Genomic DNA, 18,317 nt, shown 5'->3' with positions numbered 1-18,317 from the left:
GGCAATGTTGAATTTTGAATGATGAATGTTGAATTATTTGAATAGGTTACAAGATGAAGATGTTTGTCAAAACTGTAAAATTTTAATTATTGCAGTTGCATCTTCAAGGAGAAAACAAAAAATTTGTTTAAGGTTGTTTAAGTAAGATTTTTTAATTTTTCTCCAAAAAAGAGGTGACTTTAGCGAAAGTTCCTTTTTTACCTCTAATCTCATCCTAACACCCTCAACAATTCTCTATCACCTTCGATTTTACCGGGAAAAGAAGGAGTGTTTTTAAAATACCTGCTTTTCGGGTTGATAGTTTAATGAGGCGGTTGAGGTCGTTTCGATTCAGGCAATATTTTTTGCTATCTGTGATTTTGTTAAAACAAAAAACAGAACATTTGACAAATTTGAAAAAATTTATCCAGGAGGCTTTGCCCGCTTTTTATACCTGTTTTTTTGTTGACACTCTTAGGGTTTTAAAAATATTACCACCAGTCCTAGTAGTGACGCTTGTCTAAAATTTAACTATACTAACATGTTAGGCACATCCGTTGCCTCTTGGTTTTTTTATTTCCATTTAGGAGGTAAGTTATGAAACTAGGGCATAAATTATTTATTCCCTTGATCTTGTCCGTGGTTATTTTAGGCGGAATAGGTTATTGGGTTGTTCATGGCGAATTAAAAGAAATGCAGAGCTATTTTTCACATAAATTTGCCCAGAATAAGGCCCAGGAACTAGAACATAGTATTGAGATTTTAGGTCGTCAGGCCTTAAGGCAGGCAGCTTTGTTTGCATCTTTGCCCGGGGTGGTTCAAGCCTTTGAAAAGGCCCATGAAGGGAATATCGATGATGAAAATGATCCTAATGCTCAGGAAGCCAGGCAAATGCTGCGCCAACTCTTAAAGGATAATTTAAGTAGCGTTAAAGAGATAACCGGCACATCTTTTAAATTGCATTACCATTTGCCTAATGGCCGGAGCCTCGTCCGGTTGTGGAGGAAAAAACAGACCAAGAAAAACGGAGTCTGGCTAGATATATCAGATGATATTTCTTCATTTCGTCAGACTGTCTTGGATGTTAACCAGTCGGGAAAACCAGTTTATGGTATTGAGCTTGGCAGGGGCGGCTTTGTCATTCGAGGCCTGGCACCTGTTAAGTCAAACGGGAAACAACTAGGCTCTGTTGAGGTTCTTTTGGACTTTAACCCCTTACTCCAGGCTGCTTCAGAAGGAGATGGTCAGGAAGTTATATTATATATGAATGCAGACAAACTGCATATTACGCAACGCTTGCAGGATTCCCAAAAATATCCGGTCATTGATAACGAGTTTGTATTGGTTTCAGGATCTAAGAACAAACAGTATGAATCATTGATTAATATTAATCTTTTGCACCAAGGTAGAAGGGGGCTTTATCTGGAACAGCAAGGAAATACTGCCTTGGCTGCATTTCCAGTAAAGGATTACAAGGGCAATCAGATTGGTGTTTTTGTCTATGCTTATGATAATAAGGCCATAACAGGATCAATCACTTCTGTGTCCATAACCATTGGTCTGACCCTGCTGGCATTGATGCTCTTGCCTGGAATTGTAAATTGTCTGCTTACCTCTATCTTTGTCACTAGGCCTATCAACAAGGTTGTTGCTACAATTAAAGACATTACTGAAGATAGAGCGAATTTGACGGATCATATTCAGGTCGGGACCAGGGATGAAATTGGTCTTTTGGCCACTTGGTTTAATAAATTAATGGATAAGATTAACGGCATGATGTGTAATATTGAGTATTATCGTTATATCATTGAAACTATCCCTGATCCGGTGTTTGCGGTGGACAAAGACTATAATATTCTCTTAGCTAACAAAGCAGTAGCCAGGGTAGCGGGGGAAAACACTGGTGAAAGTTTAAAAGGAAGAAAGTGTAGAGATATTTTTAGTACAAAGGTTTGTGGCACGAACAAGTGTCCTATTGATCAGGTCAAGGCTGCTCAAGGTTCTACTGAAGCTGAAATAATCGAAATGAATATTGATGGCCAAAAGAAGTTTATAAAACCTTTTGCAGATATCTTGCGTGATTGTGATGGCAAAGTGATTGGTTACGTAGAAGTGGCTCGGGATGTCACAAACTTGGTTCTGAAGGAAAGAGAATTAAAGAAAAATTTGGAACAGATTGAGCGGGTAAACCAGGAAGTACGCGAAGTAGCTCTTGAAGTAGCAGATACGACTACCGAGATTTCCGAGCAGGTTGAACACGTGGCCGAAGGAGCTCAGATACAAAGAGAAAGGGTTACGGAAACTGCCACAGCCATGGAAGAAATGAACGCAGCTGTTTTAGAGGTGGCTAAAAATGCATCCAATGCTTCTCGACAGGTGAACCAAAGCCGGGACAAGGCAGAACAGGGGGCCAATATTGTGTCTGATGTGGTTCAGGCGATTTCCGAAGTGCACAAATTAACTAATATACTCAAAAAGAATATGGATCAATTGGGTTCTCAAGCAGAATCCATTGGTCAAGTAATGAATGTAATTTCTGACATTGCTGACCAAACTAATCTTTTGGCTTTAAATGCAGCCATTGAAGCGGCTCGGGCCGGAGAGGCTGGTCGAGGATTTGCCGTGGTTGCTGATGAAGTGCGCAAGTTGGCGGAAAAAACAATGGTCGCAACCAAGGAAGTAGGTGAGGCCATTGAAGCTATTCAGACTGGAACTCGAAAAAATATAGAAAATACCGATTTGGCTGCTCAGGCTGTACAAAAGGCTAAGGATCTAGCCAATCTTTCCGGAGAATCATTAAGGGAAATCGTGGATTTGGTCCAAGCTTCCAGTTCCCAAGTTGATAACATTGCCACAGCTGCAGAAGAACAGTCAGCCACAAGTGAAGAAATTAATAGGGCCATTGACCAGATCAACCGTATTTCTTCGGAAACAGCAGAGGGAATGAAGTTTTCCGCCAAGGCACTGAATCACCTGCTTGAGTTAGCTGAGAAGTTGAGACAGATTGTGGACACCAAAGTTGATAAATGAGCAGACTCATATACTCTTTTCCATGAGAGCTTGCTCACCCTTATTAATTAAATAATTTTTTTGAACATAAGATACTCTAATAGTTTTTTGTTTATAAAAAAGTCTATTTTTTTAATGCGTTCTATGATATTTTTATTTAAAAAAAAATTTATTAAAAAAAACTTGCAAATATTTCTATTTGCTGTAAAGGTATTCTGGGTTTGTCCGCAAAGTATGATTACTTAGTCCAAGTGGTTGGGTTAAGTAGCGGATGTGTGGTTAATTTTTTTGTTTTTTTGGAGTTTTTAGTTTATGTCTAAGAATTTGTATGTTGGAAATTTACCTTGGAAGGCAACTGAGCAGGAATTGCACGATTTGTTTTCTCAGTATGGTCAGGTCAACTCAGTAAAAATCATCTCTGATCGCGAAACTGGTCGCTCCCGCGGCTTTGGTTTTGTAGAAATGGAAGACGGTGGAGATGAGGCCATGCAAACCCTTAATGGTGCAGAGTTCGGTGGCCGAAATATTAGGGTCAACGAGGCTAGACCAAGACAGGAAAGAAGACAGGCCTGGTAGAGAACAAAAAGCCCGCTTTAAAGCGGGCTTTTTGAATGACCCTGCTGTTTATTATTATCAACATTAACCTTTAGCTTCTCCTCTATTTTATTAGGTATCGCATACAAGTTCTGATTTGAAGTTCCTGTACAATCAGCTTTTCATAATTAGTATTCGATAGGCCTTTGGGTTTGTGGTCTTCATCCTCCAAATACTTGTTCAAAAACTGACTTTCTTCCCAGAAGTCCAATAACTCTTCATCTCCAAGAGTCTTTAATTGTTCCTCCAGGGGGTAATCATCCAACTGTGGCAAAAATTGAGCCATTAGCGTAAAGTCCTCCTTTAACTTTTTGTCTCTTCGTATGGGCTAGAAAGCTTTTACAAATTAATGTGTTTTTTGGCAAATAAATTTTAACTCATTTAATTTATTTGTTTTTATTTCTAGTGGTCTGCCTTAAAAAGCTTGGTTGATAAAAAAGAAGAAAAGAAGTAAGCAATTGTAATGTAAAAGTTATTGAGGATATTCAAATTTTGATTTGGATTAGTTTTTAGAATCCTCATCCAGCAGGAGAAAGGTTATGACTGAAGAATTGAGAAAAAAAGATGTTGAGCTTTTACAATTAGTCACTTTTAATATCGGGGATGAAGAGTTTGGTGTGGAAATCCTTAAGGTACAGGAAATTATCCGTATGTTGGAGATAACCAGAGTACCCAAAGCCCCTGATTTTGTGGAAGGAGTGATTAACTTGAGGGGCAAAGTCATCCCCATCATTGATTTGCGCAAAAGGTTTGGGATGGATTCAAAGGTGCACGATAAGAACACTCGAATTATTGTCATCGAGATCAATAATATGATCGTAGGTTTTATCGTAGATTCAGTATCTGAAGTTTTGCGTATTCCTGCTGATACAGTTGAACCGCCTCCACCAGTAGTGGCTGGCCTGGATTCTGAATATATTAGTGGTGTTGGCAAGCTGGATGATAGGTTGTTGATCCTTCTGGACTTGGATCGTCTGCTCAGCCGTGAGGAGAAGGATGTTTTAAGCCAAGTTTAGGCTGTTAATTTTTTTTGAAAAAAATTTATTTTTAAGCCGCCTCCAGGGCGGCTTTTATGTTTAACCTGGGTGATAGATAAATATGTCACCCAATTTCTATTTAAATAGTTAAGCATCACGATTTAAAGGTTATAAGCTTTGTTGGAAATTCATTTAAAGAAAATATTGGATAGATTAAACGATGGTGATATTTGCCGGATATTTAAGTCCGGGCCGGCCACTCATGTTTATTTGGCCTATTATCTTTTGAGTCAGGGTAAAGATGTTGCTCTTGTTTTGCCTTCAAGTACTGATTTGCCCCAGTATAAAGCCATAATTAATTTACTTGCTACCAAAAAAGAAGACGCTGTTGCTAATTTTTGGGAACAGGACTGGGTATTTTTTCCGGATTTTATTCCGGAAAAAGATTCCAAACAGATTTGGGCCCAGAGATGGTCGGCTTTATTCAATCTGACCAATAAAAACACGCCTAAGGCTATAGTTTCATCTGTTGATAATTTTCTGGCTCTTTTTCCTCCTAAGGAAGTTGTTGAAAATAGTTTTTTGTATTTAGCTGCTGGCGAAGAGTACCCTTTAGAGAAATTATTGGAGAAACTGATCACCTGGGGATATGAGCGGGTTTCCATGGTTAGCAGTCAAGGAGAAATTTCCCGGCGCGGAGACATACTTGATGTCTATGCCCCTGGGTATGTTCATCCGGTTCGTATAGAATTTTTTGGCGATTTTATTGAAAATATACGTTTATTCGAGCCCATTTCGCAACGCTCAAAGCAGGAACTCCAGGAAACACTTATTTTGCCTGTTGCCCCCGACCTTATGGAAGAAGCCTATAAACAGGAGGCAAAGAAAAAAATTGAAAAGCTTTGGGTTACAGGAGAGATTTCCAAAGAACAAAAGTTCACTTTTTTTAGCACCCTGGAAGAAAATAATTACTCCTTTCTACCAGGATTATATTACGAGAAACCAGCCACTCTGGAACATTTCTTAACAGAAAAAACTTATTTTTTACTTGTTGATGGGGCAAATTTTCGTTCACGTCTGGACGAAGCTTACTGGTCCTGGCAGGAGTGGGCTGACACGGTTGAGTTGCCTTTGCGTGAAATCGTCCATACCCCGGCCCATGTTCACACTGTCTGGGAAAAAAGACCCCGGGTTTTTTTTGACAGCCTGGTTATGGGTCAGAAAACAGAACAGGGTTATATTGAGCTTCCAGAAAAGAAAGTCACATCTTTTTTTGATCTCTTCTGGAAGCCAGAGCATAAGGCCAGACCCTGGTCTGCCTTGCTCCAGGCTCTAAAAGAGTGGAAAGAAACATATAACCAAGTCATACTTTCCTTTCACAATCAAAAGTCTAGACAAAAATTCTTACAGTTAATTGCCGAAGAGAAAATTTTTCCGGTCACAAACTATACTCCCCAAAAAAAAGGTTTGTTTGCTCTGATTTCCAATCTTTCTCAGGGCATGGTTCTGGAGTGGAACCACATCCTGATTTTGGCTGAAGATGTTCTCCAACCAGACAAAGGACAGCGTCCCAAGAGAAGGTCAGTAGATTTCAAGGGACTGACCAGTTTTGAAGAGATTGCTGAGAATGATCTGTTGGTACACAGAGACTATGGGTTAGCCCGGTTTGGGGGCCTGAAACGAATCAAGGTTGGATCAGTAGCCAATGATTATCTTCTTCTCTTATATGCAGGAGGCGATAAACTATACCTTCCTGTGGACCGATTGAATCTTGTTCAAAAATACAAAGGGCCGGAAGGGATTAGCCCAGGCCTGGATAAGCTCGGTGGTTCGGGATGGCAAAAAACTAAAGACCGTGTTCGTAAAGCAATTGCCAAGATAGCTCGTGATCTGGTCAATATGTATGCCTATCGCAAGGTGGCAAAAGGATTTAGCTATGGTACTCCAAGTGAACTCTACTTTGAATTCGAGGCCAGTTTTGGTTTTGATGAAACTCCTGATCAGGAAAAGGCTATCAAAGAGGTTCTGGCTGATATGGAACGCCCCGAGCCTATGGACCGGCTTGTTTGTGGAGATGTGGGGTTTGGCAAGACAGAAGTAGCCATGCGCGCGGCATTTCGCGCTGTAATAGATGGTAAACAGGTGGCTTTGCTTTGCCCGACCACAGTTCTAGCTGAGCAACATTACCAGAATTTTCGGCAGAGAATGGAAGATTTTGGCGTTAAAGTAGCCATGTTGAGCAGGTTTGTCCCCAAAGCAAGACAAAACCTTATTGTGCAAGCCGCGAAAAGAGGAGAAATAGATATCTTAATCGGAACACATCGTCTTTTATCTGGGGATGTGTATCTACCTAAATTGTCTTTACTTATTTTGGACGAAGAACAACGCTTTGGAGTCAAGCACAAAGAAAAATTAAAAAAACTTCGCCAGAATATTGATGTTCTAACCCTAACGGCAACTCCCATTCCCAGGACATTGCAGCTTTCATTGTCCGGGATCAGGACATTAAGTGTAATTGAGACCCCGCCTGCTGAACGCAAACCAGTGCAGACCGCAATTATAGAGCGCGATCCGAAATTTTTGAAGGAAGTACTCCTCCGGGAACTTGAGCGGGGAGGACAGGTCTTTTGGGTCTATAATCGGGTCCAGGGACTTGATCAGGTCGTTAATTATGTGAGTCAACTAGCTCCAGAAGCCAGAGTAGCCAAAGCCCATGGCCAGATGCCAGAAAAGGATCTGGAAGAGACTATGCACAGGTTCTGGCACCAGGAAATCGATATTTTGGTCTGTACGTCTATTATCGAGTCTGGTCTTGATTTTCCTAAAGCCAACACATTGATTGTGGATCAAGCCCAGTTGTTTGGTTTGGGCCAATTATATCAATTACGAGGCAGGGTCGGACGCTCTGGCGAGCAGGCCTATGCTTATTTTATAGTCCCTGCTCTTGACCGGCTTTCAGAACAGGCCAGGAAAAGAATGCAAATTATTTTGGAGATGGACTACTTAGGAGCTGGGTTCCAGATAGCCATGCAAGATTTGCGGTTGCGCGGGGCAGGGAATATTCTTGGTGAGGCTCAGTCTGGCCATATAGGTAAGGTTGGTCTGGATCTTTTTCTGGAAATGCTTGATGAGGAGGTGCGTAAGCTTAAGGGAGAATCTAGGAGCAGGGAAGTTGAACCGGAACTGAATATTGGTTTTACTGCCCATATACCTGAAGAGTATATAATTGATACTAGTGAAAGACTTAAGTATTATAAAATGTTGTCTTCTTGCACTACAGAGCAGGATTTTGACGAGATAAAGGCGGAAATCCGGGATCGTTTTGGCAAGATACCAGCGGAATTGGAAACTTTTATCCAGGTACTAAAAGTTAAACAAAAACTTTCACTTTTAGGTATAGTCAAAGCAGAACTTTTCGAGCAGAAAATGGTTTTGTCCTGGCCAGAAGATATGCAGAAAATTAACCCTCTGGCCCTGGTTAAGTGGATCGAGGAGAATCAGAAACTGGCTCGCTTAATACCTCCGGCAAAATTGGAGTTGCGTTTAAGGTCTGATCAATCTATTGCCGAAGCATTGGATACAGCAGCGGCAAAATTGGACGAGTTGGTTAGTTTGGTAAATGAGTGAATGGGTATAGAGTGCATCTGATAGCTGCACTTTGGTTGAGTAGTTGAGTAGGTGAATAGTTGAGTAAGGTGAGTAGGGTGGAGATGGATGATATAAAAATGACTTTTGAGACTTTAGAAGCTTGGCCAATGCAGATGGAGCAGAGTGGATATGGGATTCCGTAATAGAGTTTCCCTCTGATTGCCGCCAGATTCTGGATAATTACCACTGCACAGAGCATCTGCACCAGTTTGATTACTTAATTACGACAAAATTTTGCTAAATATGAACGAGAAAAATCAGCAGATGCAATGCCAAAATTAAGGCTTCTCAAAAATCAGTGCAAATAGAGGATACGCCCATGGGTATATGGGTGAATTAGGTTGGGGGACAGTAAAGGCGTAATAACGTGGGAGATGCGAATAAATAACAGCGAAGCGTGATATGGTAAGGAAATTCAACTTTAATTTTTTATATTTGATCCTCACATTACTTCTGTGGTTTAATATGGCTTGTAATAATAGTGGCCAGGAACCAGGAGTTGTGGCTTTGGTTAATGGAAGCCCTATTTATCTTCACCAATTAGAGGCCAACTATGATTTTTTACACCTGGAGTGGGGGGAAACTCTGCCTCCAAGTGTAGAGCATTTGCAGCAGGAATATGGTCAAATTCTGACAAACCTTATTTTGTATAAACTAGTTGAACAAGAGTTAGCGGTCAGGGGGCTGGAGGTTACTGATAAAGAACTGAAAGCCAGAGAAGAAGAGGTACGTCAGGATTACCCTCCGGATGAGTTTGAAAAAATACTTATTGAAGAGTACATTGATTTAAATTATTGGCGGGAGCAACTTAGACTCAGAATTTCCTGGGAAAAATTTATTCAAGAAGTTTTGAGACCCAGTGTAAAAATAGATTTTCAGGAAATTCAAGATTATTACCAAAAAAATTTATCCGAATTTTATCTTCCTGAACGAATAAAATTTTTAGTTTTTTCTTCTCCTGATCAAGGAAAGATAAAAAAAGCTATAATTAGTTATAAAAAGAAAAATAAAGTAGAAGAGTTACGCAAAAAATTTCCTGATATGATTATCCATGAATACTTTATGCGTGTTGATCAATTGCCCATGATTTGGGCCGGTGAAATTAAAAATCTAAAGCCAGGCGAATATAGTAAGATAAAAAACGATAAAAAAAGTTTTTATTTTCTTGTTGTCTTAAAAAAAGAAGAGGCCAAGCTGTTGGAGCCTTTTCAAGCTTATTCACTTATTGAAGAGAAATTAATCCAGGAAAAGATACGTAGGTTATTTTTGGAGTGGGTAGAAGACACTTTGCAAAAGGCTGAAATTAAAATCAATGTAATGTTATTGAAGAAAAAAGAAAATGGTAATGTGAGGGAGGAGAATTAAAAAATTATGCTTAAAAAAAGTGGTTTTTATTTTTGTCTTTTTTTGTGTCTGTTTATTAAACCAGTTTTTGCAGAAGAAATAATAGATCGTATTGTGGCTGTAGTGAATGGGGAGATAATTACCCTGTTTGAACTTAATGAGCGGGTTAAACCTTATTTGGAAAGGTTCAAAGGCAAAGAATTAGGTCCGGCAGAAAAGCAGGCTATAAGGGATCTGAAAAAGCAACTTTTGGACCAGATGATCAATGATATACTTCTCAGGCAGGAAGCAGAAAAATACAAGATTGAAGTCTCTGATATGGAGATTGAGAATTTCATCCGTCAGTTTAAGCAGAGAAACAATTTAACAGAAGAACAATTTCTAAACCAACTGAAATTGCAGGGTTTGACCAGGGAAGATTATAAAAGGCAGGTTCGAAATAATATCATTAAACACCGTCTTATCGGGGCTATGGTCAAACGGAAGGTAGTGGTTACGCAGGAAGAAATCGAAAGGTATTATAATGAACACAAACAAGACTTTGACACTGAGAAGAAAGTCCACCTGAAGCTCATTTTGCTCCCGACCTTGGAAGAGGCAAAACAGATTAGAAAAAAAATAATGGCAGGGGAAATGACTTTTGAGCAGGCAGCGAAAAAATTTTCTCAGGGCCCAAGCGCAGAAAGCGGTGGAGATCTCGGTTTTGTTAATTGGCAAGATCTGGCTAAAGAATGGAAACAGGCTATTAAGGGATTAAAACAAGGGGAGATAACTTCAGTCTTTAGCTTAAACAATAAGGGTGCAATTCTTAAAGTAGAAGAATCTTTATCAGGGGAGCCAAAACCTCTAAAGGAAGTGGAAGATGAGATTCGGAAAATTATCTATCAACCCAGACTGGAGGAACGCTTTAGAGAGTACATGCGTAGTTTAAGAGAAAAGGCTGTTATTGATGTTAGGATTTAGATGATAAAATTAAAAATTGGTTTAGGTAAATATTAAATCCTAAATAATAGGTGTAAGCCTTTATTAGTTGGGGGAGAAGATGGATTTATTAGAGCTTGGTCAAAAACTTAAAGAAGAAAGGGAAAATCAAGGCCTGACTCTTGAACAAATTCAGCAAAAAACCAAGATAAGTGTACAAGTATTAAAGGCAATTGAACAAGGTGATACCTCGCTTCTTCCCCATCCGGTATATGCCAAGGGATTTGTTCAAAACTATGCTCGAATTTTAGGCCTAGATTGGAGAGATATAGGCGATCGGTTTGCCAGTCTTTACAGTGCCGATGAAGAGTATGAACTTTTGGAAGAGTTACCCACCTCTTTTAAAACAAAATCTAGGCAGAGACGCCTTTTTAAGTTATTAAAGTTTATTCTTTTTATTGCCTTAGGGGCTATCCTGGCTCTTTTTGCCTGGTCGGTTATTTCCTCGGTTTTCTTCTCTGACCAAGATATGCAAAACATAAATAAAAATTCAACTCTACTAGAGGAAAAGCAAAAAAATGATATCTGGTCATCACAGAATGATAATGGAAATATAAATGATTTTGCCTCAAAACCAGATATTGATAACGAATCAGATGGAGATGGTGCTAAGGTCATCACAAAAACTAAAGAAACGGCGGCAAACGAAAACAATATCGCTAAACAGGAGAAGCTGCCCACTAAAAATGATCTGGAAAAGACAGATAAACAGGAAAAGGTAACCATCGACGCCTTTGAACCCTGTTGGGTACAGGCTGAAATTGATGATGAGCAAAAAGAATTTTATCTTCGTGCCGGTGAAAAAATTGATCTCAAGTTTACAAAAAGTTTACGGTTAAGATTGGGCAATGCCGGGGGAGTAAAATTATTTTATAATGATGAAGAGTATCCCCTTCAGGCCCAGTCAGGACAGGTGAAGACCCTGGAATTTGCCTCTTCAGATTAACAATGGAATTTACAGAGAAAGTACTTATTTTGCGTACAGGTAAATTCAGGGAAAGTGACTTATGGGTCAGGGTTTTATCTCCCTCAAAAGGAATTATAACTGCTTTTGCCTTTGGTGGCTGTAAAAGCAGGCGCAGGTTCTGTGGGTGTTTGGATAGTCTGAACCAGGTCTTGTTTCGAATCCGGCAACATCCGAGAAAAAAATATTATAGTCTGGAAGAAGGGACGCTTATCAATGGTTTTATCCGACTTAAAAATAGATATTCCAGACTAGGTATGGCTGTAAACTGTCTTAGGTTTTTGCAACATATACATATCTATCCGGAAGAATCATCAGCCATTTATTCTCTTCTGCTGGATTCTTTTCATATTTTGGAAAATGGAGAAGAAGTTTCTTCTTTTTTTCCTTTACTATTTAAGGCAAGATTGATTTTTGCCCAGGGTTATAAACCATACTTAGATTACTGTGCCTCATGTAAAAAGGATTTGATGGCTATTAATAGGCCTTATTTTGCTTTTACCGAAGGGAAAATTTATTGTCCGAGCTGTTTAAAATTGGCAACTCAAGCTATAGAAACAAATTTTGAGGTCATAAATTTTTTAAACAAATTACAGCAAGCTGGCCCCAAGGAGTGGGTTATGTGGAATCCTCCGCCTCAGATCCGGCAAAATTGTGCCAAGCTTGTGGATGCCTTTGGTCAATATCATTTGGGTTTGTCTTAAGAGTCCGTGGCCAACCCCTTACTTAACAAGGACAATGTTTCATAATTTTTTTACAATCCTGATTTCTATCATACTGGTGCAAATGCCTTCAAGAAACCAGGACTTCTAATCAGGTAGTCAAAATGCTTTGGCACAGACTCTTAAAGAGAATAAAGGTATAGATGCTAAAAGGCTAAGAGACGATTCGAAGAGAACGTTAAGAGATTAATAAACTGATTTCTCTTTTTACCTTATGAAAAGGAGATATTGATGAACTTTCAGGATGTAATTTTAAACTTGCAAAACTTCTGGTCTGAGTATGGCTGTGTCATTCAGCAACCATATGATATTGAAGTGGGTGCGGGAACTTTTAATCCGGCCACCTTTTTACGCGTAATTGGGCCGGAACCGTGGAAAGTAGCTTATGTCGAGCCTTCACGCAGACCTACAGACGGCAGATACGGAGAGAATCCTAACCGTCTGCAACACTACTATCAGTTTCAAGTTATCTTAAAGCCTGCTCCTAAAGATGTTCAAACCATTTATTTAAACAGTCTTAAAGGGTTAGGCATTGACCCCAAAAAACATGACATACGTTTTGTCGAGGATGACTGGGAGTCTCCCACCCTGGGAGCTTGGGGACTAGGCTGGGAAGTGTGGTTAAACGGTATGGAAGTTACCCAGTTTACCTATTTTCAGCAGGTAGGGGGAATAGATCTCGATCCTATTAGTGTTGAGATTACCTATGGACTGGAGCGGATAAGCATGTATTTGCAAGAGAAAGAATCTGTTTTTGATCTAAAGTGGAATGATGAATTAACATACGGTCAAGTCCATCATCAGGGTGAAGTAGAGCATTCCAAATACAACTTTGATTTTAGCAATGCACAAATGCTTCTGAATTTTTTTAATGCCTGTGAACAGGAGTGTTTAGAGCTATGTGCGAAGGAACTGCCCTGGCCCGCATATGATTACTGTTTGAAGTGTTCACATTTATTTAATCTACTGGAAGCAAGGGGGGCTATATCAATTACCGAGAGAACCGGGTATATTGCCCGTGTGCGTAATCTGGCCTCCAGAGTGGCTAAACTTTATGCCAAACAACGGGAAGAAATGGGATATCCATTGATGGCAAAGACTAACGATTAAAGAGCCTGTGGCCGAAACTTTTTATTCCAGTCTTAGTATCTTTCATGCTGGTACAGATACTTTCAATCAGCGGTTAAAGTACCAGAGGCTCTAAAACGAGATAAAAAAAATACAAAAAATTTTGCTGTAAAACGGAGTAAGATTATGGCCCAATTTGTTCTGGAAATTGGTACTGAAGAAATGCCCGCCAGGTTTTTGTTAGGTCTAGCTCAGGAGATTAAAGATCTTTTTAGTCAAAGATTAAATGCAGAAAAAATTAAATTCGACGGTTTGGACTCCTATGTTACTCCCAGACGCCTGGTGGTGTATATAAGCGACCTGGCTCCTTGCCAGGATGAAGAAGAGCAGGTCATAACTGGTCCGCCAGTAAAGATTGCCCTGGACGAAAATGATAAACCGACCAAAGCGGGCTTGGGTTTTGCCCGTTCTCAGGGTGTAGATATACAGGATACATTTGTCCTGGAGACAGATAAAGGCAAGTACCTGGCAGTGCGTAAAAAAGTAGGTGGGGCTGATACTTACGATATATTGCCTGAAATCTGTGTGCAGGTAATCTCCGCTTTGACTTTCCCCAAGAAAATGCGCTGGGCAGGGGACTTTACATTTGGCCGTCCGATTCGTTGGATTTTGGCCTTAATGGATGATAAAATTGTTAAGTTTAAGATTGCCGATGTAGAGTCAAATCAACTTACTTATGGCCATAGAGTCTTAGGGCCAGGCCCTTTTACAGTAGGCAGCGCCGGAGATTATTTTCAATTGATAGAAAACCAGGGTAGGGTAGTTTTAGATTTTGAGAAACGTAAAGAAATTATCCGCCAGAAAGGCGATGAACTGGCCAGTGAAGTAAATGGCCAGATCGCCTGGAAAGAGGACCTGCTTAACCAGGTGGCAAACCTGGTGGAGTATCCGGAGCCAGTACTAGGCCGTTTTGACTCAAAATATCTGGAACTACCCCAGGAAGTTCTTTTGACCAGCATGGAAACTCATCAGAAAAGCTTTGGTTTAAGAGATGAACAGGGTCAACTGCTGCCTTATTTTCTAACGACCATAAACATTGAGCCAGAGGACTTGGACCTCATTCGCAAGGGCTGGGAACGGGTACTCAAGGCCAGGCTGGAAGACGCCAGGTTTTTCTGGGAAGCAGATTGCAAAACTCCTCTCAACGTATGGCTGGATGAACTGGAAAAGGTCATTTTCCTTGCCCCGTTGGGCTCCATGGGCGATAAATCCCGTCGTTTGCAAAGACTGGCTGCTCATTTGGCAGAACTTACCTCTCCGGACTTGGAAAAAGATCTGGCCAGGGCAGGACGACTGGCCAAGGCAGATTTGGTCTCTGAAATGGTTGGGGAATTTCCTGACCTGCAGGGAATAATGGGGGGGATCTATGCCCGTCTGAAAGGAGAATCTGAAGTGGTTTCCAGGGCCGTTGCCGAACAATATCTGCCCACGGGTCACAATAGCCCTATTCCCCGGACCAGGGAGGGAGCACTCCTGGCCATGGCCGATAAAATGGACACTCTGATCGGCTGCTTTGGTCTGAAAATGATTCCCACGGGAGCTGCTGATCCATATGCTCTACGGAGACAGGCACTGGGTGTTATTCGGATTATCTTGGGTCATAACTTGTCCTTGAGCTTAAGTGAACTGATTGATTATACTTTTGCAGGTTATGACAACGTTGAATGGAAGTTGTCCTTTGAAGACTTAAAACAAGAGCTTATAAACTTTTTTGGTCAAAGATTGAAAGCATACTGGACAGGTCAGGACTATCCCACCAAAGTGGTTGATGCTGTTTTAGGGGCAGGTTTCGACCATATCTGGACCGCTTTTGCCCGCTTAAAAGCCTTGGTCAAGTTCGCACAGCAAAATTATTTTGAGCAGGCTGTGCTCACCTTTAAGCGTGCCGACAATATTATCCGTAAACAGGGGGAAAAACTAGGAGAAGAGCTAACTGGCGATTTTGAACTTTCGCTTCTGGAAGAGCCGGCCGAAAAGAATCTGGCCGAAAAAATCAATGAACTTGTACCTGTCTGGGAAAAGTTATGGGCAGACGAAGATTTTACCGGCCTGTTTGAGTTGTTGCTAGAACTTCGCCCGGTGGTGGATGAGTTTTTTGATCACGTCATGGTCATGTGCGAAGATAAAAAATTGCGATTAAACAGGTTAAACCTTCTCTTTGCTTTGACCTCAAGGTTGAGCAGGTTAGCTGATTTTTCTGCCCTGCAGGTATGATTTAGCTTAGGCTTTACTGTAACAACTGAATGAGCAACGGTAGTAAATTTATATTATGCAAGCGTTCGAACTTAGAACCCTTGCTTCTGCTAGCGATTGCTACCGTTGCTTTGATCATATCTGCTATTCACCCTTACAATTGGATAGTTTGGTTTCTTGAGGTCTTTCCAGTTCTAGTAGGAGGACCAATTCTTATTGTAACGTATCGCGACTTTAGGCTCACTCCACTTCTGTATCGACTTATTCTTATCCACGCATTAATCTTAATACTTGGAGCGCATTATACTTATGCACGAGTTCCGCTTGGCTTTTGGTTCCAAGACCTTCTGGACCTGAGTCGAAACCACTACGATAGAGTCGGCCATATTGCTCAAGGGTTTATCCCGGCGATCATTGCACGGGAGATCCTCCTTCGCCGCTCTCCATTGGTCCCTGGCAAGTGGTTATTCTTTTTAGTAGTTTGTGTTTGCCTGGCCCTTAGTTCATTTTATGAGCTTATTGAATGGTGGGCCGCAATAATAGGTGGCCAGGCAGCGGACACATTCCTGGCGACGCAAGGTGACGTTTGGGATACGCAATGGGATATGTTCCTTGCTCTCCTGGGTGCCATTGTAGCGTTGTTGACGCTTTCCGGTGTCCACGATCGAGCCCTGGAGCAACTCCAGGAAGTATAAAATGATGGACCAGGACTTGCGATCCGAAAAGCTGGCTTAAAGTTATAAAAGTGAAAATGCAGGAAATTTTCATACATCAATTAGCAAAAAGTATTAAAGAGCTGTTAAGCGATGCAGTAAAGACCAGCTATGATCTCTTTAAGATCATAGTGCCGATTAGCATCCTGACAAAACTCCTTACTGATGCCGGTATCACTGATTACCTGGGTTTTGCTCTTAGTCCGGTGATGGAGTTAGTAGGTCTTCCTGGCAGCATGGGACTGGTTTGGGCTACCTCTATGTTGACCAACCTCTATGGGGGCATGGTCGTTTTTGCCTCTCTTGCTCCGCAAGCTCATCTAACAGTTGCACAGGTCACCGTCCTGACCACTATGATGTTGGTGGCACATGCTCTTCCAGTCGAACTCAGTATTGTGCAGAAGGCAGGAGTGCGTTTCCGTTTCATTGCTTTTTTGCGTATAGCTGGAGCACTGACATTAGGGTGGTTACTGCATCATGTTTACACGCTCAAAGGATATCTTCAAACACCCAACAGGCTACTCTGGAATCCGCCTCCCCAGGATCCTTCGTGGCTGGCATGGGCCCAGGGAGAGATAAAAAATTACTTATCGATCTTTCTGATAATACTTACCTTGTTGTTTATTATGAAGTTGTTAAAAAAACTCGGGGTGACAATGCTGCTTACCAAATTATTAGAACCTGTCCTTACAGCCCTGGGCATGAGCAAAGCAGCCGCACCCATTACAATTATCGGATTGACTCTTGGACTTAGCTATGGCGGGGGACTCATCATTCGGGAAGTACAGTCAGGAAATTCCTTAAAGTATGATATAGTTTCTTCTCTTGCACTGATGAGCCTATCTCATAGTTTGATAGAAGATACTTTAGTCATGATGGTTCTTGGAGGGGACTTGTCCGGTATTTTGTGGGGGCGACTTTTTTTCTCGCTCCTGGTTGTTTTTCTGCTAGGGAAACTACTTCGTAGAATACCGGAAAAAACATTTGATCGTTATCTCTTCCGGGCCTCTTTTTGCAATTAAGAGTCTGTGACCAAACCCCAATTTTAACCACTGATTGAAAGTCCTGGTTTCTGAAGTGCATTACAAACGGCTTGGGTAACCCAACTTGACGCAGCTTGCGGAAGAACAGAGCATCGGGATGAATGGGCTAACTATTTTGCGATACTGACCATAGCTATCGATAATAAAAAGAATATTTATTTACCCAAAGTATCCCATTATGCTCTGTCCGCAAGCAAGTTTTAGATGGGTCCAAGCCTTTGTACCAGCATGAAAGAAACCAAGACTGGAATAAAGTTGGAAATTAAGTTGATAAAAAGGTTCGGCCACAGACTCTTAAGTAATTAAAGTTCGGCTATTTTTAATCCGTTACTGGAGATTGACGTTATTTTTTGAGACGATTGGATTAGTTATTTCATTTATCTGGGCGTTCACCAGTATATTTTATTAAAATAAATCTTGACAAAATCTATCAGCATTGGATAATTACTCAAATTTTGGAAACGGGAAGGAATTGTAAAATTTATATAACCAACTATAATAAGTTAATTTTTTAGGAGGGTTAGATTTTGGCCAATCATAAGTCAGCTCTTAAGAGGCATCGGCAAAGTTTGAAACGTCGTGCGCGTAACAGGTCTGTAAAGACGAGGGTTAAAAACGTAATCAAGTCCGTTCGTCTGGCAGCTGAACAAAAAGATGCCCAAAAGGCCGCAGAAGCTTTGCGCACAGCTACTTCCGTACTGGATCGAGCAGCGCAGAAAAAGGTTATTCATTGGCGCACAGCGGCCAGAAAAATTTCGCGATTGACCAAGCTGGTTAATAGTATCGGATAAAGGAAAAGTTAATATTGAATTTTTTCGTAGACCCGCCTTTGGGCGGGTCTTTTTTTTTGAGTCAAATGATTTTTTGACTTTTTGAGTCGGGATTATTATTTCGCAATTTGCAATTTGCAATTTTACCTATATGGTATTTGTATACTAAAATTCAGAGTTTGAAATTTTAAGATATATACTCAACTTTCTGAGTTAATTTGCGAGCGCATTTTCTTCAATGCTAACAAAGAC

Annotated in this window: 14 protein-coding genes; 13 read left to right on the top strand and 1 reads right to left on the bottom strand. The window is 40.7% G+C overall.

The genetic code is table 11. The annotated features are described in order from the left end of the window. Window positions 1-576 precede the first annotated feature (576 nt). Both AC3WVG_RS08890 and rbp read left to right on the top strand, forming a co-directional pair. A complete protein-coding gene (locus AC3WVG_RS08890) occupies window positions 577-3,009 on the top strand; it encodes a methyl-accepting chemotaxis protein (RefSeq protein WP_488797781.1) in 2,433 nt (810 codons plus the stop codon). Between the two features lie 291 nt (window positions 3,010-3,300). Further along, on the top strand, window positions 3,301-3,564 hold the full coding sequence (gene rbp / locus AC3WVG_RS08885; RefSeq protein ID WP_252380320.1) for an RNA-binding regulator: 264 nt from the start codon (window positions 3,301-3,303) through the stop codon (window positions 3,562-3,564). Between the two features lie 82 nt (window positions 3,565-3,646). On the opposite strand, the gene AC3WVG_RS08880 is transcribed toward rbp, so the two are convergent. Continuing rightward, the gene (locus AC3WVG_RS08880) at window positions 3,647-3,868 is read right to left on the bottom strand and encodes a hypothetical protein (RefSeq protein ID WP_488797780.1); all 222 of its coding nucleotides are present in this window, start codon (window positions 3,866-3,868) and stop codon (window positions 3,647-3,649) included. Window positions 3,869-4,121: 253 nt separating this feature from the next. Between AC3WVG_RS08880 and AC3WVG_RS08875 the strand changes: the two genes are divergently transcribed. The 11 genes from AC3WVG_RS08875 to rpsT all read left to right on the top strand — a co-directional run bounded on the left by AC3WVG_RS08875 (window position 4,122) and on the right by rpsT (window position 18,086). Next, window positions 4,122-4,598 (top strand): chemotaxis protein CheW, encoded by a 477-nt coding sequence (locus tag AC3WVG_RS08875; RefSeq protein ID WP_252380318.1) that lies wholly within the window; start codon window positions 4,122-4,124, stop codon window positions 4,596-4,598. Window positions 4,599-4,736: 138 nt separating this feature from the next. After that, window positions 4,737-8,186 carry a transcription-repair coupling factor gene (mfd, locus tag AC3WVG_RS08870; RefSeq protein ID WP_488797779.1) on the top strand — a complete coding sequence of 1,150 codons (3,450 nt, stop codon included), beginning with the start codon at window positions 4,737-4,739 and terminating at the stop codon, window positions 8,184-8,186. A gap of 423 nt (window positions 8,187-8,609) precedes the next feature. Further along, complete coding sequence (locus tag AC3WVG_RS08865) at window positions 8,610-9,572, top strand: peptidylprolyl isomerase (protein ID WP_488797778.1); 963 nt, start codon at window positions 8,610-8,612, stop codon at window positions 9,570-9,572. Between the two features lie 6 nt (window positions 9,573-9,578). Next, window positions 9,579-10,514: a SurA N-terminal domain-containing protein gene (locus AC3WVG_RS08860; RefSeq protein WP_488797777.1), complete on the top strand. Its 936-nt coding sequence runs from the start codon at window positions 9,579-9,581 to the stop codon at window positions 10,512-10,514. A gap of 79 nt (window positions 10,515-10,593) precedes the next feature. Further along, window positions 10,594-11,478 carry a helix-turn-helix domain-containing protein gene (locus AC3WVG_RS08855; RefSeq protein WP_488797776.1) on the top strand — a complete coding sequence of 295 codons (885 nt, stop codon included), beginning with the start codon at window positions 10,594-10,596 and terminating at the stop codon, window positions 11,476-11,478. Window positions 11,479-11,480: 2 nt separating this feature from the next. Further along, entirely contained in the window at window positions 11,481-12,200 is a 720-nt protein-coding gene (gene recO / locus AC3WVG_RS08850; protein ID WP_488797775.1) for a DNA repair protein RecO, read from the top strand. Window positions 12,201-12,449: 249 nt separating this feature from the next. Next, window positions 12,450-13,328 (top strand): glycine--tRNA ligase subunit alpha, encoded by an 879-nt coding sequence (locus tag AC3WVG_RS08845; RefSeq protein ID WP_488797774.1) that lies wholly within the window; start codon window positions 12,450-12,452, stop codon window positions 13,326-13,328. A gap of 144 nt (window positions 13,329-13,472) precedes the next feature. After that, entirely contained in the window at window positions 13,473-15,560 is a 2,088-nt protein-coding gene (gene glyS, locus AC3WVG_RS08840; protein WP_488797773.1) for a glycine--tRNA ligase subunit beta, read from the top strand. Window positions 15,561-15,589: 29 nt separating this feature from the next. Continuing rightward, entirely contained in the window at window positions 15,590-16,234 is a 645-nt protein-coding gene (locus tag AC3WVG_RS08835) for a DUF2238 domain-containing protein (protein ID WP_488797772.1), read from the top strand. 56 nt (window positions 16,235-16,290) lie between these two features. Then, the gene (locus AC3WVG_RS08830) at window positions 16,291-17,274 is read left to right on the top strand and encodes a nucleoside recognition domain-containing protein (protein ID WP_488797771.1); all 984 of its coding nucleotides are present in this window, start codon (window positions 16,291-16,293) and stop codon (window positions 17,272-17,274) included. A gap of 548 nt (window positions 17,275-17,822) precedes the next feature. Beyond that, window positions 17,823-18,086, top strand: coding sequence for a 30S ribosomal protein S20 (gene rpsT, locus AC3WVG_RS08825; RefSeq protein ID WP_252380308.1), 264 nt, complete (start codon window positions 17,823-17,825; stop codon window positions 18,084-18,086). Window positions 18,087-18,317: the final 231 nt, after the last annotated feature.

This window comes from Desulfovulcanus sp. (assembly GCF_982781345.1).
This window is presented reverse-complemented; position numbering and strand designations above follow the sequence as displayed.